Genomic DNA, 23,790 nt, shown 5'->3' on the forward strand with positions numbered 1-23,790 from the left:
CGCCCAGGCGGTACGTCAGAACGGCAGCTCGGTCTGTTCACCCGGAGCATGCGGCGGCTGCTCTTCCCTTTCCGGCCGCAGATGCAGCATCAGCCCGCTGAGCCGGCGCACCTTGCGCCGCACTGCTTCCTCGAACACCCCGGGCAGGCTTTCCACCAGGCTGAACCAGTCGCGGGCGCGGGTGATACCGGTGTACACCAGCTCCTTGGTCAGCACCGGGTTCAGCGCGTCCGGCAGGACCAGCGCGGTATGGGCGAACTCCGAACCCTGCGACTTGTGCACGGTCATGGCGAACACGGTGTCCACCTCGACCAGGCGGCTCGGCAGGACGAAGCGCACGCCGCCGCTACCGTCGTTGCGCGGGAAGGCCACGCGCAGCGCGAAGCGCAGGCTGCCGTCGTCGTTGCGCTCGGGCAGGCGCAGGGCGATGCCGATATCGCCGTTCATCAGCCCCAGGCTGTAGTCGTTGCGCGTCACCAGTACCGGCCGCCCCTCGTACCAGCCGTGATCGGCCTCGATCAGGCCAAGGCGCAGCAGTTCTGCCGCTACCCGCTGGTTCAGTCCTTCCACGCCCCATGGGCCGCGGCGCAGCGCGCAGAGCAGGCGGAAGGCGTCGAAAGCCGTCAGTACCGACTGCGCCCAGCGCTCCCAGGCGCCATCCTCCAGCGCCAGTCCGGCGGCCGGGCGGCCCTCGGCCAGGCGTTGCAGGTAGTGCCGGTAGCCGTACGGCGCGCCCGGCGCCTGCGGATGACCGTCGACGAACAGCCGGGCGAAGGCTGCATCGCGCTCCCCGCGCAGGCGCAGGTCGAAGAGGTCGGCGGGCGGACTGTCCAGCAGCGCGCGCGCGTCGCCGGCCTGTTGCCGGTTGACCAACCGCGCCAGGCGCCCGATCCCGCTGCTCGCGCCGAAGCGCCGGGAATGCCGCAGCATGACGGTCTGTTGCGCCAGCGGATGCGCCTGCGCCGAACCTTCGCGCAAGCCCTGCCAGGTTTCGCCGCTGACCCGCTGCAACCAGGCGCGGGTCTCGGTGCTGTACCAGCCCTCCTCGGCATCCCGGCAGAGATCGCCGAGCACCGCGCCGGCCTCTACCGAGGCCAACTGGTCCTTGTCGCCGAGCAGGATCAGGCGCGCCTGCGGCGGTAGCGCATCGAGCAGGCTGGCCATCATTTCCAGGTCGATCATCGAGGCCTCATCCACCACCAGCACGTCCAGCGCCAAAGGGTTGTCCCGGTGGTGGCGGAAGTGCCGGGTATCCGGACGGCTGCCAAGCAGACGGTGCAGGGTAGTGACCTCGGCGGGGATCGCCTGCAACACGTCTTCCGCCAGCGGCAGGGCCCGGACCTGCTGGCCGATGGATTCGGAGAGACGCGCCGCGGCCTTGCCGGTGGGCGCCGCGAGGCGGATGCGCAGCGGCTGGCCGGCGGCTGCCGCCGGTGCCTGGAGCAGACCGAGCAGGCGCACCACGGTGGTGGTCTTGCCGGTACCGGGACCGCCGGTGATCAGGCTGAAATAGCCGCGGGCCGCCAGGGCGCAGGCCAGCTTCTGCCAGTCGGTGACGCGCTGGCCGTCTTCCGTAGGCGCCTGCGCGAACAGCGCGGCCAGGCGCGGCGCCAGGTCTGCGGCCAGGGGCGCCTGCCGACCCAGGCGCTCGCGCAGGGCCAGGGCGATCTCCAACTCGTGCCGCCAATAACGACGCAGGTAGAGACGCTGGGCGCAAAGCACCAGCGGCGAGGTCGCCGTCTCGCTCGGCTCGGGATCGCCTGGGCGCTCGTCGACCACCTCCACCAGCGGTGACGCCGCCAGGGCCTCGCGCCAGGCGTCGAGGCGCACGCCGTGCAGCAGTTGCGACGGCAACAGCACATCGCGGCCTTCGTCGCCTTCCGGCGGCAGCGACAGTGCCGCGTCGGGCGCGCCGAGGGTCGCCTCCAGGTCCAGGCAGACGTGACCGTGGCCCAGTTGGTGGCTGGTCAGCGCCGCCGCCAGCAGCACCCGGGGATCGGCCTGCGGCTGCAACTCGACGAGGAAGGCGACGAACGCCCGGTCCAGCGCCCGTAGCCAGCCGCGCGCCACCCACAGGTCGAGCTGGCGCAGCAGGTCGTGGCGTGCCGCCAGCGGTTGCGCTACCTGGTCGTCGCGGCCATCGCGGACTTCGCCGGCCAGTTGCTTGAGGGTCGGATTCATCGCTCGGCTCCCGGCTGGCCGCTGAACAGCGCGTCCAGGCGTTCGATCAGTTCCCGCGGCGGGCGCTCGAAGTGCAGGCCCTGGGTCGCCGCGCGGGCGCCGCGGAGGAACAGGTACACGGCGCCGCCCATGTGGCGGTCGTAGTCGTAGTCGGGCAGGCGCGCCTTCAACTGCCGGTGCAGGGCCAGCAGGTACAACACGTACTGCAGGTCATAACGGTTCTCCAGCACCGCGGCGGTCATCGCTTCCGGGCTGTAGGCGCCATCGTCGGCGCCCAGCCAGTTGGACTTGTAGTCGGCCACGTAGAAACGCCCCTGGTGCTCGAAGACCAGGTCGACGAAGCCCTTGAACATGCCGTTCAGCAGGGTCGGCGCCAGCGCCGGACGCGCCGCGCCGCCGAGGGTATGGCGCCGGACCAGGGCGTCGATCGCCTCGGCCTGGACCTGGTGGGTGGCGAACCAGAACTCCATTTCCACCTGGTAGGCGACCAGCCCGGCCAGGCTGGTTTCGCCACCGGGCCAGCGCAGCGGTTCGGCGAGATACTGTTCCAGCCACAGGTCGAGCGGTTCGGCCCAGTCCTTCCAGCCCCGCAGGTCGCAGCGTCGCGCGAGCAGTTCGCGGCGCCGCTGGGCATCGGCGCGCGCCACCTCGAAGCCTTCGCGGCCGGCCCATTCGAGCAGCCCGTGGAGGAAGGTGCCGGGAGCCGGTCCGCGCGGGAAGCGATGCAGGTCGTCGCGCATCTCGCTGGCGTGCGCGACCGGCGGCTGTTCGGCGGAACGGCCTTCTTCGTGGAAGGTGGCTTCCTCGGCGCTGATCGGCTCCTGCGATTCGTCGCTCTCCAACGCCTCGTCATCGTCCAGCCCGGCGGAGGCCTGCAATTGCAGGCCGGAATAGCTGGCGACCCACCACTTCTCGCGGCTGCTGCGGCGGGTTTCGCGGGCCTGCCCAAGGCCCTGGCCGCGCCCTGCGACATAGCGTTCGGCGTCCGCCTCGGGGGCCGGCTCGACGACAATCTCCCGGCTCTCGCCGCGCAACGCGGCGAGGCATTGTCCGAGGCCATCGCTGCCGATGGTCGCGCCGCCGGCAAGCAGGTAGCCCAGGGCCCCCTTGTGCAACTCCGGCGACTTGCTGTTGCTCGCCACCAGCGGCGCGATGCCCAGCCACACCGAATGGCGGGCGCGGGTCAGGGCCACGTAGAGCAGGCGCATGTCTTCGCCGAGGCGCTCGTCGTTGGCCTGCTCGTAGGCCCGCGCAGCCTGCTCCTTGCGCCGCGCCAGCTCGATGACCCGCCCTGCAGCGCCATCCTCGTGGAAACTCGCCGGCGCGCCGCTGTTGCCGTCCAGCTCCCTCCAGCTGCAGATGAAGGGCAGCAGCACCAAGGGGTATTCCAGCCCCTTGGACTTGTGGATGGTCACCACCTTGATCAGGTCGGCGTCGCTTTCCAGGCGGAGGATCTCTTCGCTCCCCGGACTCTGCACCTGCTCGGCCAGATGGCGGATCAGCGCGTGCTCACCGTCCAGCTCCACCGCCGCGCGCTGCAGCCACTCGGCCAGGTGCAGCAGGTTGGTCAGGCTGCGCTCGCCATCGGCATGCCGCAGCAGGCGCGCCGGCAGTTCGAAGTCGGCGAGCAGGCGCCGCAGCATCGGCAATACGCCCTGGGCCTGCCAGGACCGGCGATAGTCGCGGAAGCGCAGGACCATCCGTTCCCAGAACAGTTCGTCCTGGTTCAATCGTTCCAGGGTCGCCCAGTCCAGGTGCAGGCTGCGGGTAGCCAGGGCGACCCGCAGCAGCGTATCGGCACCGGGGTCGGCGCAGGCGCGCAGCCAATGCAGCAGGTCGGCGGCTTCCTGGCTGTCGAACACCGAGTCGCGGTCGGACAGGTAGACGCTGGCCAGTCGTCGCGCCGCCAACGCGCTGCGGATCGCCTCGGCCTCGGCGCGACCGCGGACGAGGATGGCAATATCCGCCGGGCGCAACGCCCGCCAGCCGCCCTGCTCGTCGGCGAAGCCGGCGCGGCCCAGGTCGGCCAGGCTCAGCCAGCGGCGGATGGCGCTGGCGCTGCGCTCGGCCATTTCCTGGCGATACGCCGCGGAGCCAAGCACGCCGGCTTCGACATCAAGGTTCCAGAACGTCATCGCTGGCGCCTCGGCACCGTCGATCAACAAACGTTCGGCGCGCCCCTGGGCGTCCACCGCATGGAACGGCACCGGGTTTTCCAGCCCCTCGCGGGCGAAACGGAAGGCGCCGCGCGGGTGCTCTTCGGCGAAGGCGAAGCAGCGGTTGGCGGCCGCCACCATGGCGGCGGTCGAGCGGAAGTTCTTGCCAAGGGTGTAATGCCGCCCGCGAGTGGCCTCGCGGGCGCGCAGGTAGGTATGGATGTCGGCACCGCGGAAGGCGTAGATCGCCTGCTTGGGGTCGCCGATCATGAACAGGCCGGTTTCCCGCGCCTGGGGCTCGTCGGGATCGGCGGCGATCCGGTAGATGCGCTCGAAGATCCGGTACTGCACCGGGTCGGTATCCTGGAACTCGTCGATCAGCGCCACCGGGAACTGCTCGCGGATCAATTGCGCCAGGCGCTCGCCACCAGGCCCCTGCAAGGCGCGGTCGAGGCGGCTGAGCAGGTCGTCGAAGCCGATCTCGGCACGCCGCTGCTTCTCGATCTCCAGTTCGTGCCCGACTTCGCCCAACGCGTGCAACAACAGGTGGGGAGCGAGATCGGGACGCTCTTCCTGATGCGCGGCCCAGGCGTCGATGGCCCTTAGCGCGGCATGCTCGGGCGCCACGCGCTTGGCGGTGAGCTTGATCCGGGTCTGGCCGAACTTGCCGAGGTTGGCCGGCTGCTCGCCGCCCTCGCTCCAGTCCGCCAACGCTTGCAGCCAGGCGTCGAAGGTCTCGTCGCTGTCCTTGCCGCGATAGCTGTTGCCGTTCAGGTAGGGACGCAGGTCGCGCAGCAGCGCTTCCAGTTCGACGCGCGCTGCGCGCCAGGCGGCGCGGGCCTGCGCGTCCAGTTGGTCGAGCTGGCGATACCAGTCGCCGCCCTGCTCCAGCAAGGCTGTCAGTGACTCGGGCGCACTCAGCGCCTGGTCGGCGTAGCGGAAGTCGGCGTCCTGCCGCGCCAGCAGCGGCTGCAAGGCCTTGCCCAGCGCCTCCGGCCCGCTGTAGCAACTGGCCACGGCTTGCGCCGCCGGAGCCGTCAGGCCGTAGAAGTTACGCCGCCAGTAGTCCCGTACCACTTCGGCGAGCAATTCGCTCTGGTCGGTTTCCAGGTTCTGGGTGAACAGGCTGCCGCTGTCGAAGGCGTGCTCGCGCAGCATCCGGTAGCACCAACTGTGGATGGTCGATACCGCGGCCTCGTCCATCCACTCCGCGGCCAGGCGCAGCAGGCGCGCGCAGCCCGGCCAGCGCTCGGCGGGATACTGCTGGCGCAACGCGACCAGCAGGCCGTCGTGGCGCTCCTGCGGCTCGGCGAAACAACGCGCCGCTTCGCCCAGGCGGCTGCGGATACGCTCGCGGAGTTCCTGGGTCGCCGCATCGGTGAAGGTCACCACGAGGATTTCCGGCGGGCTCAGCGGCCGGCCGAAAGCGTTCTCGCCGCCATGGTCGAGGACCAGGCGTACGTATAGCAGGGCGATGGTGAACGTCTTGCCGGTACCGGCGCTGGCCTCGATCAGGCGGCTGCCGTGCAACGGGAAGTCCAGCGGATCGAGGGCCACGGGCATCTGCTGCTGGCTCATGCCTGCTCCTCCGCGCCACGTCCCAGGGCAGCCAGCAGCGGCGCGTAGAGCTGCTCGGCCCAGTGCGCGAACTCACCGCTGGCGAGCAGCCGGTCGAAGTCCGGATAGACCCGAGCCAGCGCCGGCGAGGCGTCCACCTCGCCCCCCATGCCGAACCCTCCCTCGTAGCGCTTGCGCGCCTCGCGCATGGCTTTCTCGGGCTCTGCGCCACCACCACTGGCGAGCCAGGCGAAAGCGGTCCGGCAGGCCACCGGCAACGGCTGGCGCATGCCCTGGCGCCAGGCGTCGATCAACTGGTCGAGGTACTCGCCGGCGCGCTCGCTCGGCAACGGCGGAATCTCCAGGGTGCCGGTCTGGCTCACCAGCACGCTGCTCACCGGCTGGCCTAGACGTTGCAGGGCGAGGTGCTGCAACCAGTGGCGCACCAGGCTGTGCCACTTGAAGCCGCGCCCTTCATGGAGCTTGCCGCTGAGCAACTGCAGGCGCGCCAGGCGCCCGGAAGCGTCGCGACGCAAGCCGCCGAGCCAGTCCTCCAGCTCCAGCCCGGACGGATGGCGATGGCGCAACTCCTGCTGCTGCTCGACCGCCTCCGGCCAGCGCTCGATTTCCTGGCGGTAGCGCCAGAGCAGGTCGGGCAGCGGTTGCAGCAAATGGCGCGCGGAGAACTCGCCGAACGCCGCCAGCGGCAGGCGACCCTGTCGCCGCAGTCGCTCGACCTGGGCCTGCAACTGCGCCGGCAGGCCCTCGGCATCCCAGTCCCGCTCGACCCAGCGCTTCATGCGTTCGGTCAGCTCGAATTGCAGCTTCCAGTTGTCCAGCGCGTCCAGTTCGAAAGGCTCTTCGTCGTTGCCGGTCAATTGCTCGTCGTCGAAACGCACCTTGAGCCGCTGCTGGAAGAACGCATTCACCGGGTTGGCGAGGAACTCCGCCAGCGCTCGCAGCCCCAGTGCGCCCTCCAGTTCAAGCGGCGGCAGGGGCGCTTCGGCGTCGGGAACGGCGATGTCGTCCTCGCTATGGACCTCGCGCCACTCGCGGGCGTAGGTGAACAGGCCATCGACGCCCTGCTCCGGCGCATCGTGAAAATACCGACGGCTGAACGGCTGCAGCGGATGCTCCTGGGTCAGGGCACGCAGCAGCGCCTCGCCGTCGCCGTCCGGGTCCAGGCGCCAGCCGGCCGCCAGGTGATCGCGCAACTGGCCGATCAGCACCGAGGGCGGCCGCTCGCCATTGTCGCGGATACTCCGCCCCACCCAGCTCACGTAGAGCTGCTCGCGCGCCGAGAGCAGCGCCTCGAGCAGCAGGTAGCGGTCGTCCTCGCGCCGCGAGCGGTCGCCGGGGCGGTAGTCGTTGCGCATCAGGTCGAAATCCAGCGGCGACTGCTGGCGGGGGTAGTCGCCATCGTTCATGCCAAGCAGGCAGACCAGCCGGAACGGGATCGCGCGCATCGGCATCAACGTGCAGAAACTCACCGCGCCAGCCAGGAAGCGCTGGTTCAGGCCGCCCTGGTCCAGGCCGCCGAGCCAGGCCTCGCGTATCACGCTGATCGGCAGCGGCTCGGCGAAGGCCGCACAGGCGCAGTGTTCCTGCCAGCGCTCGAGCAGTTGCAGGAGCTGGGTGAGGAGCAGTTCGTCGCGCTCGTCGTGGGCCTCGAAGAACACCGTGAGCAGGGCTTGCAGGCGCTCGCCCCACTGCGCCGGGGTGGCCGGTTCGGCCAGCTCGGCGTAGGCCACCTCGAGGCGCTCCAGCAGCACAGCCAGCGGGCCTGCCAGGGCGGCGTCCAGGCCACCGACCTCATCGTAGGGCTGGATGCCTTGCAGGGCCGCGCCTTCGCCGACCGCGTAGCCGAGCAGCATGCGCCGCAGACCGAAGCGCCAACTGTTGCCCTCCAGTCCCGCTGGCAGGCCGAGACGCTCGCGCTGCGCGGCATCCAGCCCCCAGCGCACGCCGGCGCCTTCGATCCAGCGGTGCAGGGTCGCCAGGTCGGCCTCGTCGACGCCGAAACGCCGGCGCAATGCCGGGACGTCCAGCAGGTCGAGGATCTCGCTCACGGCGAAACGGCTGTCGGGCAGTTTCAGCAGGTGCTCCAGGGCGATCAGCAGCGGCTCGCGACCGCGCTGTCCCTGGTCGGCCAGGGTATAGGGAATGAAGCGCTGGTCGTCGCGCGGCACCTGGCCGAACACCGCCTCGATGTGCGGTGCGTAGGCGTTGATGTCGGGGACCATGACGATCACGTCGCGCGGCTTCAGGCTCGGATCGGCGTTGAAGCGGGCGAGCAACTGGTCGTGGAGGATCTCCACTTCGCGCTGCGCGCTGTGGGCCACATGGAAGCGGATCGAGGCGTCGCTCCGCGGCGCCACCGGCGGCCAGTGCTCGCGGGTTTCCGCCAACGGGCGCAGTTCGAGGATATCGTCCTGCAACTGGCCGAGCAGCCCGTGCGGGGCCTCCTCGCTGAACAGGTCGATGCGCCCGCCGTTGACCTCGCCGAACAGGTTCCGATAGCTGTCCGGGTCGTCGTAGCTGTCGAGCAGGTTGATGTAGTCGCGGCCCTGCTTGCCCCAGGCCGCCAGCAACGGCTGGGCATGCTGGTGCTGGCGGTCCTCGTCGAGGTCGGCGGGGACGCCGGCGCGGCGCTGCTGGCGGCGGTACTCGTGGCGCAACAGGTCCTTGTCGGCGACGATGTCGGCCCAGTGGTGGCGACAGGGGTTGTGCACGCAGAGCAGCACCTGGCTGAACCTGGCCAGGGCGGCCAGCGCCTCGAGGGTCTGCGCCGGCATCGAGGAAATCCCGAACACCACCACTCGTCGCGGCAACGCGCGCGGCGCCGCGCTGGCGGAGCGCAGCGCCTCGATGAAGCGCCGGTGCACGCCGGAGCGGCTGCGGGCCAGGCTATCGGCACCGACGTCGGCGAGCAGCGCGCGCCACAATTCGGCCTGCCAGCGCTCGTCGGCACCGAGCGGGCGCGCCTGCCCGTTCGCCGTGCGCAACTGGTCGCGGCCCTGGCTCCAGTCGTCGAGCCAGTCGCCGCGATAGACCTGGTACTGGTCGAACAGGTCGGCCAGGCGCTCGGCCAGTTGATGACGCTTGCGCAGGTCGGCATCGTCGGCGAGGAAACGTTGCAGGGTGCGGAACTCGGGACGCTCCAGCAATCCGGGAAGCAGACGCATCAGGCGCCAGGTCAGCGGCGCCTTGTCCAGTTCGGAAACCTCGGGAATGCTTTCGCGGCCCAGCACCGCGCGATAGGCCTGCCAGAGGAACTGCGCCGGCAACTGCACCTCCAGCGCCGCGGCGATGCCGCCACCGCCGCCGCCGTCCTCGCGGGGATCTTCGGCCAATGCCAGCTTCAACCATTGGGCGATGCCGTTGCTGTGCACCAGGACCCGCTCGCTTTCCAGCGGCGCCAGCGGATAGCGGCGCATCCAGGAAACGGCGAGGTCGCGCAGGTCGTCCAGGCGATTGCCGTGGACGATCATGAATCCGGGCGTGAGGGCGGTGGTTCCCAAGGGTTCTGGCATCGGTACGGCTATTCCTGGCGCAAGGCTCTGGCGAAAGAGGTCAGGATCGGGCGGCGACGAAGCGTCGTTCCAGTTCGAGGCTGTCGGCCATGCGGAAATCGCTCCAGCGCTCGCTCAGGCCGAGATGGCTGTCCGCCTGGCAATCCGGGGCACTGCCGCAACGGCGGGTGAAGGTGTTGACCACCTCGACCATCTCCTCGCGCTCGGCGCCGACCAGCAGCGCCGCGTGCGCCAGCACCACCGGCCGGCCGGCGCCGTTGCGCCGCCAGCGTTGCGCGGTCCCGGCGAGCTTGCGCCCATCCAGGGTGACATTGTAGCGGCCGTCGCAGAAGGAACCGGCCACGGCGCCCACGCCGGCGTCCAGGCCGCGCTCGCGGAGCCAGTCGCAGATCGGCTGGCACAGCCGCAGGTAGGCGGTTTCGATACGGGTCTGCTCGTTGTCGCCGGGCCCCAGCGCATAGGACAGGGCGATGTTCAGCACGCCCGGCGATTGCGGCACCGGCTCGCCGCCGGTATCGCGCAGCAGCACCGGCCAGCCGCGTTCGGCGACCGCTGCGCTGGCCGGCGCGAATCCTTCCAGGCGCTCCATCCGGCGCGGCATGACCAGCGCCCGATCGCAGGGCTGCCAGAGCAACAGGCCATGCTCGCGGGCACCGCCACACACCTCGTCGAGCAGGGCGCGCTCGGCGTCCAGCCCATCCTGCACGGAAAACACTTCGACCACGATTCTTCCTCTTCCAGGCTGGTACGGCTCGGCTCCCACGCGGGGAGCGCTGCCTATGATAGCCAGTGGCGGCGCCTCCGTGCGCCGTAATCGCGAGGAAGTTGCCGGGAAATCAGCAGGTTGCCGAGCGCAGACGGGCCGGGCGGCGCTGCCAGAACTCGGCCAGCAGGACCCCGGCCAGGGTCAGCGCGCCGCCGACCAGGTGATGGACGGTCAGGCGCTCGCCGAGCACCAGGGTGGCGATGCAGGCGGTGATGATCGGCAGCAGGTTGAAGAACAGCGCCATCCGGCTCGGCCCGAGACGGGCGACACCGTGCATCCAGGCCAGCGCGGCGACGATCGAGGCGAACAGCGCGGCGTACAGCACCAGCGGCAGGTTGGCGGCGTTCAGGCCGGTGCGCGGCGACAGCAGGTACAGCGGCAGCAGGGCGAGGATCGCCACCAGCACCTGCAGGTAGAGCAGTTGCATGGCCGGCAGCTTCAGGCTCCATTTCTTCAGCAGCACGCTGTACACCGCATAGGCCAGGGTGGCGACGATCATCATCACGTCACCGAGGTTCACTCCATGCTCCAGCAAAGCGCCGAGATGGCCCTGGGAGATCACCAGCACCACGCCGGCCAGCGACACCAGCGCGCCGAGCAGCGCCCCGGCGTTCAGCCGGTGGGCCAGGATGCTGCTGGCCAGGCCCAGCGACATCAGGGGCATCAGCGACAGGATGATGCCCATGTTGGTGGCGCTGGTCAGCGCCGCCGCGTAGTAGGCCAGGCTCTGGTAGACGGCCATGCCGAGCAGGCCGAGGACCACGAACTTGCCGAGGTTGGCGAGGATGTAGCGGCGGTTGCGCAGCACCGGGCCGAGCATGAAGGGCGTCAGCGCCAGGCCGACCAGCAGCCAGCGGAAGAAACCGATCTCGGCGGGCTGGATGATCCCCACGGCGAGCTTGTTGACGACGGTGTTGCCGGCCCAGATGAACACGGCCAGCAGGGGAAACAGGTATTGCATGGGAGGTTCCGCACTATGAAAAAGGAATACGCGGCCATTCTGAGCCAGTCCGAATACAGACGTATAATGAATTCCAGACAAACCACCCGTAGGTTCGGACATGTCGACCACCACCTTGCTGCGCCTTCCCGATCTCCAGGGGCAGTCTTTCGACGTCTATTTCCGCTATGACGAGTTCGGCGCCGACACCCATTCGCCGCCGCACACCCACGCCTGGGGCCAGCTCAACTATGCAGCCCATGGCGTGATGCAGCTGGAGATCGACGGCCAGCGCTTCCTCTCACCTCCGCAATACGCGGTATGGATACCACCGGAGCGGGTGCACAGCTGCTACAACAGCCAGGCCATCGTCTACCGCTCGCTGTACCTCTCCGCCGAACTGTCACGACGCCTGCCGGCGACACCTTGCACCCTGGCGATCAGCGCGATCCTCAAGGCGATCCTCTCGGACTTCGCCGAGCGCGGGGTCAACCTGCCGACCTCGGCGCAGGACCTGCGCCTGGCCCGGGTCGTCATGGACCAGCTGGAATGCGCCCAGCCCCACGACGACTACCTGCCCTACGGCCGTACCCCGGCGCTGCGCGAGGTGCTCGACGCACTGCAGGCCGAGCCGGGCGACAACCGCTCGCTGGCGCAATGGGCGCAGCAGGTGCACAGCACCGAGCGAACCCTGGCCCGGCACTGCCAGCGCGAACTGGGCATGACCTTCGGCGAATGGCGCCAACGCCTGCGCTTCCTCGCGGCCATCGAGGCGCTGGAAGCCGGCAGGGGGATCCAGCAGATCGCCTTCGACCTCGGCTACAGCAGCCCCTCGGCGTTCATCTCGATGTTCCGCCGGCTGGCCGGCACCACACCGGAACAATACCGCCTGGCCAGCCGCGCCCAGGACATGCCGATGCTGTAACCCGCCGTGCATGCGTTGCGGCTATGCTCGCAGCAGCCACCATCCGGAGTTCGCATGCCAACCGCCAGCCGCCATCCCGACACCGCCCTCGCGGTGTTCCTCGCCTTCCTCAAGCTGGGCTGCAGCGCCTTCGGCGGGCCCATCGCCCACCTCGGCTATTTCCGCGACGAGTTCGTCCGCCGCCGCGGCTGGCTGAGCGAAAGCAGCTACGCCGACCTGGTCGCCCTCTGCCAGTTCCTTCCCGGCCCCGCCAGCAGCCAGGTCGGCATGGCCCTCGGCCTGGCCCGCGCCGGCTATCCCGGCGCCCTCGCCGCCTGGCTCGGTTTCACCCTGCCCTCGGCGTTGCTGCTGGTGCTCTTCGCTCTCGGCCTGGGACGCTGGGGCACGCTGTTGCCCGAGGGCGTGCTGCATGGCCTGAAGATCGCCGCGGTGGCGGTGGTGGCCCAGGCGGTCTGGGGCATGGGCCGCAGCCTGTGTCCGGATCGCCCGCGCCTGGCGCTGATGGCGCTGTCCTGCGCGAGCGTGCTGGCCTGGCCCACGGCCTGGGCCCAGGTCGCGGTGATCGCCGGTGCCGGCCTGGCCGGCCTCGCCCTGTTGAAAACGGAAGCCGGGGAAGGCCACGAGCGGCTGCCGATCGCCATTGGCTACCGCGGCGCGCTGCTGCTCCTCGCCCTGTTCGCCGTGCTGCTGGTCTGCCTGCCGCTGGCCGCGCGCCTCTGGCCGGAACACTGGCTGCGCCTGTTCGATGCGTTCTACCGGGCCGGCTCGCTGGTGTTCGGCGGCGGCCATGTGGTGCTGCCGCTGCTGCAGGCGGAAGTGGTACCCAAGGGCTGGGTCGACGGCGATACCTTCCTCGCCGGCTACGCGGCCGCCCAGGCGGTGCCGGGCCCGCTCTTCACCTTCGCCGGGTTCCTCGGCGCAGCCTCGGGCCCGGCGCCGAACGGCTGGAGCGGCGCGCTGCTGTGCCTGCTGGCGATCTTCCTGCCATCGTTCCTGCTGGTCGCCGGTGCCTTGCCATTCTGGGAACGCCTGCGCCACGAACGCCGGGTACGGGCAACGCTGGCCGGGGTCAACGCGGCGGTGGTCGGCCTGCTGCTGGCGGCGCTGTACCAGCCGCTCTGGACCGAAGGCATCCTGCGCCCGGCCGACTTCGCCCTGCTGCTCTTCGCCCTGCTGGCCCTGCTCGCCTGGAAGACGCCGCCCTGGCAAGTGGTGCTCGCCTGCGCCGTGGCCGGCGGCCTGATCGCCACAGCCGGCTAGCCGTTCAAGGCCAGGCTCAGCCCCTGCGCCGCCGGCGCGGCCGCCTTGCCCGGCTCCGCGCCCTCCGGCCGGTAGCCGAGGCGCAGGCCGCCCCAGTGCTTGCCGTGGATGAAGATCGGCACCGAAAGATCGTGCATCAGCTCGCCGGTGTCACGGGTGTAGGTCTGTAGCAACAGCGGCTGCTGGTGGCTGCCGCAGCGAATCCCGGTGCGGTCGTTGAACAGGCGCTTGCTGCGGCTGCGCAACGCGTCCGTCTGCGGGTCGCCGCTGGGCGGATGGGCGAAGGCGCGATTGTGGGTGGGCACGTAGCCTTCGGGGGTACAGGCGATGGCGAATACCAGGTTGCGGTTGCGCTCCAGCAACTGCTCCTGGATGCCCGGCAGGACCTGGTCGGTGTAGCTGTCGAAGCGGGTCCGGTACTTGGTCGGCTGGGTATTGGGCAACGGCTGGTAGCTGCGGTCGAACAGGTCGTCGAGGTCGATGCGCCCGCTGCGCACGTCCTCCTCGAAGCGAGCGGCGATAGCCGCCGCGCCCTCCCGGGCGAGGTCGTAGACCGACTGGTGGTAGGCGTCCAGGCTGACCTCGGCGAGGCGCTCGCTGATCACCTCGGCCTGGTTCTCCAACTGGCTGGCAGCTTCGCCGAGGCGCAGGGTCTGTTCCTCGCTGGCGCTGAGGTCGCCGCGCACCTGCTCGACCGCGGCGAACAGGCTGGCGAGTTGGCTGCGGTTGATCTCGGCGCCCTGGGCGATCTCGGTAATCTGGCTTTCCACCCCGGCCGCCAGTTCGGCAATGCCTTCCAGTTGCCGACCGGTCAGCTCGACCTGGCCGACCCCTTCCCCCAACTCTTCGGAAAGCTGGCGGATCTGCTCGACCACCTCGCTGGTCTGGCGCTGGATCTCGGCGACCATCTGGCCGACTTCCTCGGTGGCCTCGGCGGTACGTCCGGCCAGGCCGCGCACCTCTTCGGCAACCACCGCGAAGCCGCGCCCATGCTCGCCGGCGCGGGCCGCCTCGATGGCCGCGTTGAGGGCCAGCAGGTTGGTCTGGCTGGCGATGCCCTGGATCACCAGGGTGACCCGCTGGATGTCCTCGCTGCGCTGGTTCAGCGCCTCGATCGCCTCGCGGCTGGCGCCCATCCGCTCGCTGAGCCGATGCATGCGCTCGATGGTCGAGGCCAGCAGCACCTGGCCTTCGTCGCTGCCGGCGCGCGCCCGGGTGGCGGCGTCCATGGCCTGGCGCGCCAGATTGGAGGTGGCGCGCTCGGTGTGGATCATCACTTCGGCGCTGCCGACGATCTGTTCGGCGGCGTCGAGCTGGGATTGCAGCTTCTCCGCCAGGCGCTTCACCGAGAACGCCACGCCGGCGGCCGACAAGGCGTTCTGGCTGGTGTTATGGGACAGGTCGCGAGCCAGCCGGGCGATGTCGGGCTCGCCGACGGTCGCCACCGCTGTGCGGTTGCCGGGAAGCAGCCAGGGCAACCAGAGCAGCGCCACGCCGAGCGGCAGGGCCAGGTACAGCGGCAGCCAGCCATGCCGGGCGCCGACCAGCAGGAGAACCAGGGCCAGGCTCTGCAACAGGCAGACGAAGAGGATGCGGGAACGAGCGGGCTGCATGAGTAAATCTCCGGCCTCCGGGGCGTTGCGTCATGACCCTGGGGTCGGACGGGCGACGGCGGGGCTTCTTTATTTGACTTGTAGTCCGGTTTGTAGCCCGCCCCCGGAAGCGCCGCCATCGTTCCTTAGTGGTATGGCCAATGGCTGGCATTCGACTAGCGCAGGCCGCGACGAAAGGCGGAGAACACCCCGGACGCGTCGGCCAGGCCTTGATCCATGGGGGCTTCGCCGCATTTCCAGGGGACGCTCGAAGAACTTCCGTCCTGCCGTCCGTCGGCCGACACCGTATGACAAGCCCGGAGCCCACGTTATAATTCCGCGCCCATTTACAGCCGGTAGCGGTCGACTAGACTCCCAACCGGCGCTGGCCGGACCCCGCTTCCGCCCAGCCTGGTCGCTATCGGGCCCGCTCTTTTTGGACTCAGGACCACCCGTGACGAAAGACGAATTGCGTGCCGCGCTGGCGCGCGAGGAACAGCGTTACAAGGACGTGTACGGCGGCGAAGTGACGCTTTATGCCGCCCAGCCGGAACCCGACCGCAAGCCCTGGCGCAAACGCCCAACCGTTCAGGAGCAGGCGTTCGACAGAGAACTGCAGAAGATCGAAGAAGAGCGTCTCAAGGCCGGGCAGGAAGCAGCGAACCCCATTCCATTTACCTCCAACCGACAGGAGAGCGACGGATAACGAAGCGTTTCAATCTGTTTCGTTTTTCCCGCAAAGCCCGATGCGACGGGGCGTTGCCCGCGACAATGGCAACCTTCCGGAGTTCCAGACGGATAAAAACGCATCTGGCATAATCGCCGCCCCGTCTCTGACCGGTTTCTCACATGTTCGATCTTTTCAGCGGGCTCGATGCCTGGGTGGGTATCAGCCTGGTGCTGGCCCTGGCCTTCGTCCTCACCTTCGAGTTCATCAACGGCTTCCACGACACTGCCAACGCGGTGGCCACCGTCATCTACACCAAAGCGATGTCCCCCTACCGGGCGGTGATGCTCTCCGGTGTGTTCAACTTCCTCGGCGTGCTGCTCGGCGGTGTCGGCGTAGCCTACGCCATCGTTCACCTGCTGCCGGTGGAGCTGCTGATCAACGTGAACACCGGCCATGGCCTGGCGATGGTCTTCTCCCTGCTCGCCGCCGCCATCGCCTGGAACCTCGGCACCTGGTACTTCGGCATCCCGGCCTCCAGCTCGCACACCCTGATCGGCTCGATCCTCGGCGTCGGCCTGGCCAATGCGCTGATCACCGACGTGCCGCTGGCCGAAGGGATCAACTGGCAGAAGGCGATCGACATCGGCCTGTCGCTGATCTTCTCGCCGCTGGCCGGCTTCATGGTCGCCGCGTTGGTCCTGCTCGGACTGAAATGGTGGCGTCCGCTGTCGAAGATGCACAAGACCCCGGAAACCCGTCGCGAACTCGACGAGAAGAAGCACCCGCCGTTCTGGAACCGCCTGGTGCTGGTGCTTTCCGCCATGGCGGTAAGCTTCGTCCATGGCTCCAACGACGGCCAGAAGGGTATCGGCCTGATCATGCTGGTACTGATCGGCATCGTCCCGGCCAAGTTCGTCCTCGACCTGAACAGCACCACCTACCAGATCGAGCGCACCCGCGACGCCGCCCTGCACCTCAGTCAGTTCTACCAGCGCCACACCGATACCCTCGGCGACATGCTGGCCCTGGGCAAGAGCAATGGCAGCGAGATGCCGCAGTTCTACCGCTGCGATCCGAAACAGACCGAGCCGACCATCAACGCGCTGCTCCGCGACCTGCGCGGCGTGCCCAGCTACAACGACCTGGACGCCGACGAGCGCGTGCAGGTGCGTCGCTACCTGCTGTGCCTGGACGACACCGCGAAGAAGGTCGGCAAGCTGTCCGACCTGCCGGCGCGGGAGAAGGCCGACCTCGAGAAGCTACGCAAGGACCTGACCGCGACCACCGAATACGCGCCGTTCTGGGTCATCATCGCGGTGGCCCTGGCTCTCGGCATCGGCACCATGGTCGGCTGGAAGCGCGTAGTGCTCACCGTCGGCGAGAAGATCGGCAAGCAGGGCATGACCTACGCCCAGGGCATGAGCGCGCAGATCACCGCCGCCGCCGCCATCGGCATGGCCAACATCTACAGCTTGCCGGTGTCCACCACCCATGTACTGTCCTCCGGCGTGGCCGGGACCATGGTGGCGAACAAAAGCGGCCTGCACGGCGGCACCGTGCGCAACATCCTGATGGCCTGGGTGCTCACCCTGCCGACTTCGATGGCGCTGTCCGCCGGCCTGTTCTGGCTGGCCTCGCAATTCATCTGAGCCGCCTCGCCGGTTGAAAAAAACGCCTGCTTGTCCGCAGGCGTTTTTTTTGCCGCGCTCCCACCGACGTCATCCGCCCGCCTCGGCGGGCAGCGCCGCCAGCGGCAAGCGAACCACGAACAACGCGCCCTCCCCCTGGTTGGCCGCCGTCAGGCTACCGCCCATGTTGCGCACCAGATCGTGGCTGACCGAGAGACCCAGGCCGGTACCCTTGCCCTCCACCTTGGTGGTGAAGAAGGGTTCGAATATCCGCTCCAGCAGGAGCGGTTCGATCCCGCCGCCGTTGTCGTGCACGTGCAATTCGACCCAGCCCGGTTCGCGGCAGGCCACCTGCTCCAGGCGAATGCGCCGGCTGGCCAGGCCAAGATTGCCGAGCAGGGCATCGCGGGCGTTGGCGAGCAGGTTGATGATCACCTGTTCCAGCTGGTCCGCCTGCCCTCGTACCACCATCCGCTGCGTCGGCGCCGGGCACTCCACCTCGATGGCGTGCTGACGCAGCCCCTCGCCGAGCAGGCCCAGGGCGCCTTCGAAGGCGGTATAGGGGTCGAACGGCAGCGCCTCCAGCGCCGACTTGCGGCTGAACACGCCGAGGTGGCTGACCAGGCGGTCGACGCGCAGGACCTGGGCATCCATGCGCTCCAGTTTCTCGCCAAGGTAGTCGCCGTCGAGGCCGACGCTGTTCATCCGCTGGCGCATGTTGAAGAGGGTCATGCGCAGCACGTGCAGCGGCTGCTTCACCTCGTGGGCGAGGCCGCTGACCATCTCCCCCAGGCTGGCCATCTTGGCGCCTTGCGCCAGTTGCTGCTGGGCCCGACGCACCGGCGTGTTGTCGCGTCCCACCGCCTGTACCTCGCACAATTCGCCCCGGGCGTCGAACAACGGTCGCTCGGCCCACACCAGCCAGAGAAAACGTTGCCCCGGCAGGTTGAAGCGCAGTTCCGGCACCTCGCTGGCGCCCTCCCGCGGCGAACCCAGCAGACGCGCGCGCAAGGCGCTGGCGTCTTCCGCCGCCAGCCACTCGTCGAGCCGGCGACCGACCAGGCGCTCCGGGCTGGTCGCGAGGCTATCGGCGAAGGTCCGGTTCACGTAGGTCAGCACCAGGTCGGCGGTATAGCGACAGATCAGCGCCGGCGAATCCTCCACCAGGACCCGGTAGCGTTCCTCGCTCTCGGCGATACGCTGTGCCGCCAGGTGCTGCTCGGTCACGTCCAGCCACAGGCCCACCGCTTCGCTGGGCAGGCCCTGGGCATCGCGCAGCAGCTTGGCTTCGTCGTAGAGCCAGTGCCAGTTGCCCTGGCCATCGGCGAGGCGATAGCGGGTCTTCACCCGGCCCTCGCGAAGCAACTCGCGGCCACGGGCGAAAAAGGCCTCCAGGTCGTCCGGATGCACCCGTTCGGCGAGCGCCTGCCAACTCTGTCCCTGCAAGTCGAGGCCGAGCAGGTTGCTCGCGCTTTCGCTGTAGAACTCCGGCACCAGGTGCCCCTGCTCGACCCGCTGGACGTAGATCACCACCGGCGCGCTGTCGATCAGGCTGCGCAGCCGCGCGTGGGCCGCCTGTGCCCGTTCCTCCTGGCGCCGGCCTTCGCTGATGTCGAGCAGCACGCCGGACAGCCCCAGCGCGCTGCCGCGCCCCAGCGGTCGACCCTCGATGCGCAGCCAGCGGCGCTCGCCGCGGCTATCCGGCTGACGCAGGCAAAGGTCCTGGGCCAGCGCCTGGCCGCTGCGCAGGCTGGCACGCAGGCGCAGGCCGAGTTCGTCGGCGTCCGCCGGTTGCAGCAGGCCCTGCAGGTGTTCCAGCGGCACCCGACGATACTCGCCGGTCAACCCCAGGCTGTCGTGCAAGGCCGGCGCCAGTTCGAAGAGTTCCTGCTCCGCCCAGTAACGCCACCAGCCGCCGCCGATCATCTCCTGCAACAGCCCCAGCTTGCGCGAACTGTCGTGCTGCTCGTGGAGTTCGCAGCGGTCCGCCACCTGGTTCGCCAGCAGTTCCGCGAGGTATTGCCAGTCCTGCGGCGCGGGCCCCTGGGCGAGCTGCTCCAGCGACATCGGCCGCACCAGCAATGCCCCCAGGCGGCCACCGCGCATCGCCGCCGGCACCAGGTAGAGCGCGTCCTCGCCGATCTGCCGGAGCAGCGTCGAGGCGCCTTCGCCACGGCGTAGCAAGCGCGCGCCCGCCCCTTCGCGCAGGTCGTCGTCGGCGAGTTGCAGGGTCGGTCGCAGCAAACTGTCGCTGCCAGGCCGCACATGACTGGCGAAGACCGTGCAGAAACCCTTGCCGTCGCCCAGCAGCAGGGCGATAGCCTGCATCTGGAACGCGCCGGAGAGCGATTCGAGAATCTCCTGGACCGCCTCCGCCAGGTGTCCGTGGGAGACATGGCGCAGACGCGAAAGGATCAGCTTGCCCAGGCTCAGGCTCTGCAACTGGTGCTGCTGGTTGTCGGACTGCCAGTTGAGGTCGGAGATGTCCATGCCCAGCAGCAGCGAGCGTCCCAGGCCGTCGAGCGGCTGCATCGGCTGGAAACGACAGGTCAATGGCGCGGCGGCATCGCTGCGCAGCGTCAGGTCGAGACGCTCGCCCCGGCGCAGGCCGGCCAGCGTCGGCGCACCGGGGGCGCGCCGCTCCAGATACTCGGCGAAAGGCCGCGGCTGTTCGCCAAGCCCATGGGCGCACTGCAGACGATACGCCTGCCGCCCGCCGACCCGGATCACGCGGTCCTGTTCGTCCATCTCGAAACACAGGTCCCAACTCCTCAGCGAAGCGCTCCAGAGGGCGGGGCCTTCCTGCGAAAAGGGTTCCGGCCTCTCGGCCTCGGCGGACGACGAGCGGGAAAATTCGAACATGCGACCACCTCACAGCAACAGGTTGGCACTCGCCTTCAGCGTCTGCGGCAGGTTGGGAATCGCGCCGATGCCGGGGAAGCTCAGCACGGGGATGATCGCCTTGCCCGGATCGCCGTACGGGTACTGCACGCAGACCTCGATCCGCGACGTGGCGCTGACGTAGTCGGCGTACTGGCCATTGCCGGCACAGGGCTGGAGGTTCGCCCGCCAGGCCGCCGGCATCCAGTCCAGGCGCGCGAGCAACTCGTCCCTGGCACGGGCTTCGGCGAGGCTCTCGTAGCCCGCATCGGAGGGATCGACAGCGATCGCCGCACGGGCCCCCACGGCAGCGGCATCGTTGAACGACTGCAACATGAGCAAAGGAATGCTGTAGCTGATCAGACCGTAGACCAGCGCGAAAAACAGCAGGAAGATCGCTGTGAATTCGATGGCGACGGCGCCGTGCTGGCGTCGCCGGGAAGCTTTTCCGAGCATGAGCTGACATCCCCGATCCGCATCCTTAATACTAGTCGTCATTCGCTCCGCCAACGTTACTGAAAAGGTATTAATCCAGATGTCGAAAAAAGGCTGAAGAACAGGATGGAGCAATTAGCACTGGCCTTGTGGGCAAGCGTTTGCGGATATCAGGACATCAAACGTTTGCGCGTCTCCAACTGGCTTATCCTGGGCGGATTTCTTATTTCCTTTGTTTATTTATATGTGAAAGAGTCAAGCCTGACCGGTGCTACGGTTAATATGGCAATGACCGCACTTTTTATAGGCGTCTGCCTCAGCCTTCCCGGCTACCTTCTCGGCAGGCTCGGCGCTGCCGACGTCAAGTACCTGGCCGCACTGGGGCTGGCCAGCGACCCACTTACGGTGCTCTATAGCCTGGCCTTCGGCTGCCTGCTGTGCATCGCGCTATTCATCCTCGTAAAGTTATTCAAACGTTCGGTAGAAAAGTCCGCAATGAATGAAGAAGTTCGCCTTCGAAGGGCACCGTCAAAAAACAAGTCATTCCCTTTTATATTCGCCATGAGCGCCGGCCTTTTGGCACACCTGATTATCAGTAAAATTATCTGAGTAAACTTGCGGAAGACCTCACTTAGCGACTATATGCTTATGGCTAATACCATTCGGTATGGCTGCATTCCAATGCACGTCCCCTGTTAAAAACAAAATAAGCAAATGGAGCGTATGACCATGGACAAACCGGCCTCGCGGCATTTCAGCGTCTTGATCATCGATGATGAACCCCAGGTGACCTCGGAACTCCGCGAACTGCTGGAAAACAGTGGCTACCGTTGCGTAACCAGCACCCACCGGGAGTCGGCGATCGCCAGCTTCCAGGCCGACCCGAACATCGGCCTGGTCATCTGCGACCTCTACCTGGGGCAGGACAACGGTATCCGCCTGATCGAGAGCCTCAAGGAAGTCGCCGGCAACGGCAGGTTCTTCGAATCGATCATCCTCACCGGTCACGATGGCCGCCAGGAAGTGATCGAGGCCATGCGGGTCGGCGCCGCCGACTACTACCAGAAACCGGTGGCGCCGCAGGAACTGCTGCATGGCCTCGAACGCCTGGAGAACCGCCTGCACGAGCGCGTCCGCAGCCAGTTGAGCCTGAGCCACGTCAACCAGCGCCTGGAATACCTCGCCGAATCGCTGAACTCGATCTACCGCGACATCCACAAGATCAAGTACGAGGTACACGGCAACAGCCAGCCGAGTGCCCTCAAGAGCGAAGACAGCCAGCCGTCCGCGCCGCCGGCGTCGGTCGCGGAAAGCCAGGTGTCCCCGAGCAATCCGCTGTTCGGCAAGCTGTCGCCCCGCCAGCAGGCGGTGGCGCGGCTGGTGAGCAAGGGCCTGACCAACTACCAGATCGCCTACGAACTGGGCATCACCGAGAACACGGTGAAGCTGTACGTCTCCCAGGTGCTGCGCCTGATGCATATGCACAACCGCACACAGCTGGCGCTGGCCCTGTCGCCTGCGGCGATGCAGCAGGGCAGCGGAGCGGTGGTGCACTGACAGGCGCGATGGCCCGGCGGACCTGCTAGATCAGCAGTTCCGCCCTGCCGACATCGACCTTCAGAATCTCCGCGTCGATGTATCCAAGTTGTACCCCCAGCAAGGGCAGGACCAGATTCAGGATCGGCGTCAGCAGCCCATCGACCAGAGGTGCCACCACGGAATTCACGATGAGGTCGGTGAGCGCCGTCGAGCCGCACAGCAAAGGCAAGCACAGTCCGAGCACCACGGGATTGACGTTGATGCTGGTTTTCAGGGTACTGGCGAGAAAGCCGCTTTCCGGCAACCTGCGGCTCTGGACGAGATCGGAACCGTCGGCTTTCACGTTGAATCGCGTATCGCCCGAGCTGCCGGCGATCGAGGTATCGAGCTTGAGATCCAATCGCACCAAGCCGCCAAGCACCAGAATCGAGCCGACCTGATCGATGTTGGCCGGACTGCCGATCTTTATCGTCGCTCCGCTGCTTCTCCAACCGAAGTCCAACGCGGTATCCGGGCGGGTACAGGCCATGCTTTTCAGCCAGACGGCTCCCGACGCGCCTTCGATGGCCAGTTGCAGTTTCGTGGTGGCGAGAATGGACAGGAACCCGGAATCGATGTCCGCCGTAAGTCGTACCTGGGACTGGCGCACCTCCGTGCGCCAGGCACCGCTCTCATCCTGCCCTGGCGGCCCGGAGACGATCCTCTTCGGCTCTACGACCGTGAGCCGTGCATTGGCCAATCCGGGGATGCCCAGGTTCACGGCGACCGCGGAATTCTTGTTGGCGACCTGGGCAACCGCCATGATGAGATCCAGCGCATTGATCGCCGTATCCAGCTGCGACATGCTGTTCACCTCGCCAGCGCTCAGCCCCAGCAAGTCTCCCAGTTTCAACGTGGCCGACTTTACCCCCACCAATTGCGTTCTCAGGGCCTCGACCGAGGCTACGCCGTTCTTCGCCAGGACGTTCACGCTGGCGGCGAGTACCTGCTGCAAGCCGACGTTGGTATTCAACAACTGTTCGATGGTCCCCAGGCTGGTATCGACCCCGATCAAGCCCATTCCATCCGCGCCGAGAATGTCCAGCACACTGAGCTTCGCCTCGGCGATACCGTTGTAGGCCGCCGCCGAGAGATCGATCTGGGTGCCCAGCAATCCGCTCAGGATGGGGTTGAGCAACGCCGATTGACCACTGTTCACGCTGGCCAGCCCCGTGCCTGCGGAAATCGTGGCGTTCGGCAGGCGTCGCGCCACGGCCTCTGCGCGGAGATCGACGTTGGCATTGCCGCCGCCGAACAGTCCCCCGAGGTTGGCGACCAGGCTGCCGGGAACGCTCTTGGTCACCTCGACATGCACCGCCTCGTTGGCGGCAGCCGCGTTCGACGCGCTGGCTATGAAACTGCGCAGGCCGCCGGCACTCAGCACGCCGCCGACCTCCGCCGACAGGCTGGAGCCGGCGGCGTCCGCATCGAACCCGTTGAGCATCGCGCTGGCCTTGGCGAAAGACGTCGCCTGGGCAGAACTCTGGTCGCCGCACAAGGCTCCCTGGGAGGCACTCTCCAGCGCCGCCACGTCCGCCACTCGCTGCAGGTTGCGCTGCTCCAGGTAGAGCCGCCCGGTATCCACCACCAGCAACAGGCAGATCAAGGCCAGCAGCAGAGTGGTCGCCGCCAGGATGCCGATCGCCCCGCGCTGTCTTGCAGGCCATCCGTTCATGCCCTGCCCCTCCG

Annotated in this window: 15 protein-coding genes; 6 read left to right on the forward strand and 9 right to left on the reverse strand. The window is 68.0% G+C overall.

All coding sequences use genetic code 11. The annotated features are described in order from the left end of the window. Positions 1-15: 15 nt before the first annotated feature. From recD to ACYAF3_RS04580, 5 genes are all read right to left on the reverse strand, one after another. Entirely contained in the window at positions 16-2,181 is a 2,166-nt protein-coding gene (gene recD / locus ACYAF3_RS04560) for an exodeoxyribonuclease V subunit alpha (RefSeq protein ID WP_105579369.1), read from the reverse strand. Beyond that, positions 2,178-5,915: an exodeoxyribonuclease V subunit beta gene (gene recB, locus ACYAF3_RS04565; protein ID WP_073658364.1), complete on the reverse strand. Its 3,738-nt coding sequence runs from the start codon at positions 5,913-5,915 to the stop codon at positions 2,178-2,180. The genes recD and recB overlap by 4 nt, the downstream gene beginning before the upstream one ends. Beyond that, positions 5,912-9,427: an exodeoxyribonuclease V subunit gamma gene (recC, locus tag ACYAF3_RS04570; RefSeq protein ID WP_031634660.1), complete on the reverse strand. Its 3,516-nt coding sequence runs from the start codon at positions 9,425-9,427 to the stop codon at positions 5,912-5,914. Before recC ends, recB begins: the two co-directional genes overlap by 4 nt. 40 nt (positions 9,428-9,467) lie before the next feature. Further along, complete coding sequence (locus tag ACYAF3_RS04575; RefSeq protein WP_003103977.1) at positions 9,468-10,151, reverse strand: lipoate--protein ligase family protein; 684 nt, start codon at positions 10,149-10,151, stop codon at positions 9,468-9,470. Positions 10,152-10,263: 112 nt separating this feature from the next. Continuing rightward, positions 10,264-11,154 carry a DMT family transporter gene (locus ACYAF3_RS04580; protein ID WP_031756075.1) on the reverse strand — a complete coding sequence of 297 codons (891 nt, stop codon included), beginning with the start codon at positions 11,152-11,154 and terminating at the stop codon, positions 10,264-10,266. A gap of 100 nt (positions 11,155-11,254) precedes the next feature. Between ACYAF3_RS04580 and ACYAF3_RS04585 the strand changes: the two genes are divergently transcribed. Together ACYAF3_RS04585 and chrA are read left to right on the forward strand one after the other, a co-directional pair. Further along, positions 11,255-12,058: an AraC family transcriptional regulator gene (locus tag ACYAF3_RS04585; protein ID WP_003103975.1), complete on the forward strand. Its 804-nt coding sequence runs from the start codon at positions 11,255-11,257 to the stop codon at positions 12,056-12,058. Positions 12,059-12,112: 54 nt separating this feature from the next. Beyond that, positions 12,113-13,318: a chromate efflux transporter gene (gene chrA, locus ACYAF3_RS04590; RefSeq protein WP_031756079.1), complete on the forward strand. Its 1,206-nt coding sequence runs from the start codon at positions 12,113-12,115 to the stop codon at positions 13,316-13,318. Here chrA and ACYAF3_RS04595 read toward each other — a convergent pair. Continuing rightward, complete coding sequence (locus ACYAF3_RS04595; RefSeq protein ID WP_003093807.1) at positions 13,315-14,931, reverse strand: methyl-accepting chemotaxis protein; 1,617 nt, start codon at positions 14,929-14,931, stop codon at positions 13,315-13,317. The genes chrA and ACYAF3_RS04595 overlap by 4 nt on opposite strands. 433 nt (positions 14,932-15,364) lie before the next feature. On the opposite strand from ACYAF3_RS04595, the gene ACYAF3_RS04600 reads away from it, so the two are divergent. After that, the gene (locus ACYAF3_RS04600; protein ID WP_003117142.1) at positions 15,365-15,616 is read left to right on the forward strand and encodes a hypothetical protein; all 252 of its coding nucleotides are present in this window, start codon (positions 15,365-15,367) and stop codon (positions 15,614-15,616) included. Positions 15,617-15,759: 143 nt separating this feature from the next. Continuing rightward, a complete protein-coding gene (locus tag ACYAF3_RS04605) occupies positions 15,760-17,229 on the forward strand; it encodes an inorganic phosphate transporter (RefSeq protein WP_003093821.1) in 1,470 nt (489 codons plus the stop codon). Positions 17,230-17,298: 69 nt separating this feature from the next. Here the strand turns inward: ACYAF3_RS04605 and pprA are convergent, their stop codons facing one another. Together pprA and ACYAF3_RS04615 are read right to left on the reverse strand one after the other, a co-directional pair. Continuing rightward, positions 17,299-20,070, reverse strand: a complete 2,772-nt coding sequence (pprA, locus tag ACYAF3_RS04610; RefSeq protein ID WP_010793826.1) for a two-component system sensor histidine kinase PprA — start codon at positions 20,068-20,070, stop codon at positions 17,299-17,301. Between the two features lie 9 nt (positions 20,071-20,079). Continuing rightward, positions 20,080-20,586 (reverse strand): TadE/TadG family type IV pilus assembly protein, encoded by a 507-nt coding sequence (locus ACYAF3_RS04615; RefSeq protein ID WP_003120840.1) that lies wholly within the window; start codon positions 20,584-20,586, stop codon positions 20,080-20,082. Between the two features lie 63 nt (positions 20,587-20,649). On the opposite strand from ACYAF3_RS04615, the gene fppA reads away from it, so the two are divergent. Then, a complete protein-coding gene (gene fppA / locus ACYAF3_RS04620; RefSeq protein WP_003110115.1) occupies positions 20,650-21,132 on the forward strand; it encodes a type 4b pilus Flp prepilin peptidase in 483 nt (160 codons plus the stop codon). Positions 21,133-21,252: 120 nt separating this feature from the next. Continuing rightward, positions 21,253-22,080: a two-component response regulator PprB gene (gene pprB / locus ACYAF3_RS04625; RefSeq protein ID WP_003103959.1), complete on the forward strand. Its 828-nt coding sequence runs from the start codon at positions 21,253-21,255 to the stop codon at positions 22,078-22,080. A 25-nt stretch (positions 22,081-22,105) separates the two neighbouring features. Here pprB and tadG read toward each other — a convergent pair whose 3' ends face one another. After that, positions 22,106-23,776, reverse strand: a complete 1,671-nt coding sequence (gene tadG / locus ACYAF3_RS04630) for a type 4b pilus Flp biogenesis protein TadG (RefSeq protein ID WP_031756083.1) — start codon at positions 23,774-23,776, stop codon at positions 22,106-22,108. Positions 23,777-23,790: the final 14 nt, after the last annotated feature.

Source organism: Pseudomonas sp. TZ252, from assembly GCF_056110345.1.

What these genes read in the sequence shown, in the direction of transcription:
- ACYAF3_RS04580 (WP_031756075.1), bottom strand. Translation starts at nt 11,154, where the DNA reads ATGCAATACCTGTTTCCCCTGCTGGCCGTGTTCATCTGGGCCGGCAAC.
- chrA (WP_031756079.1), top strand. Translation starts at nt 12,113, where the DNA reads ATGCCAACCGCCAGCCGCCATCCCGACACCGCCCTCGCGGTGTTCCTC.
- ACYAF3_RS04585 (WP_003103975.1), top strand. Translation starts at nt 11,255, where the DNA reads ATGTCGACCACCACCTTGCTGCGCCTTCCCGATCTCCAGGGGCAGTCT.
- tadG (WP_031756083.1), bottom strand. Translation starts at nt 23,776, where the DNA reads ATGAACGGATGGCCTGCAAGACAGCGCGGGGCGATCGGCATCCTGGCG.
- pprB (WP_003103959.1), top strand. Translation starts at nt 21,253, where the DNA reads ATGGACAAACCGGCCTCGCGGCATTTCAGCGTCTTGATCATCGATGAT.
- recB (WP_073658364.1), bottom strand. Translation starts at nt 5,915, where the DNA reads ATGAGCCAGCAGCAGATGCCCGTGGCCCTCGATCCGCTGGACTTCCCG.
- pprA (WP_010793826.1), bottom strand. Translation starts at nt 20,070, where the DNA reads ATGTTCGAATTTTCCCGCTCGTCGTCCGCCGAGGCCGAGAGGCCGGAA.
- ACYAF3_RS04605 (WP_003093821.1), top strand. Translation starts at nt 15,760, where the DNA reads ATGTTCGATCTTTTCAGCGGGCTCGATGCCTGGGTGGGTATCAGCCTG.
- recD (WP_105579369.1), bottom strand. Translation starts at nt 2,181, where the DNA reads ATGAATCCGACCCTCAAGCAACTGGCCGGCGAAGTCCGCGATGGCCGC.
- recC (WP_031634660.1), bottom strand. Translation starts at nt 9,427, where the DNA reads ATGCCAGAACCCTTGGGAACCACCGCCCTCACGCCCGGATTCATGATC.
- fppA (WP_003110115.1), top strand. Translation starts at nt 20,650, where the DNA reads ATGGAGCAATTAGCACTGGCCTTGTGGGCAAGCGTTTGCGGATATCAG.
- ACYAF3_RS04615 (WP_003120840.1), bottom strand. Translation starts at nt 20,586, where the DNA reads ATGACGACTAGTATTAAGGATGCGGATCGGGGATGTCAGCTCATGCTC.
- ACYAF3_RS04595 (WP_003093807.1), bottom strand. Translation starts at nt 14,931, where the DNA reads ATGCAGCCCGCTCGTTCCCGCATCCTCTTCGTCTGCCTGTTGCAGAGC.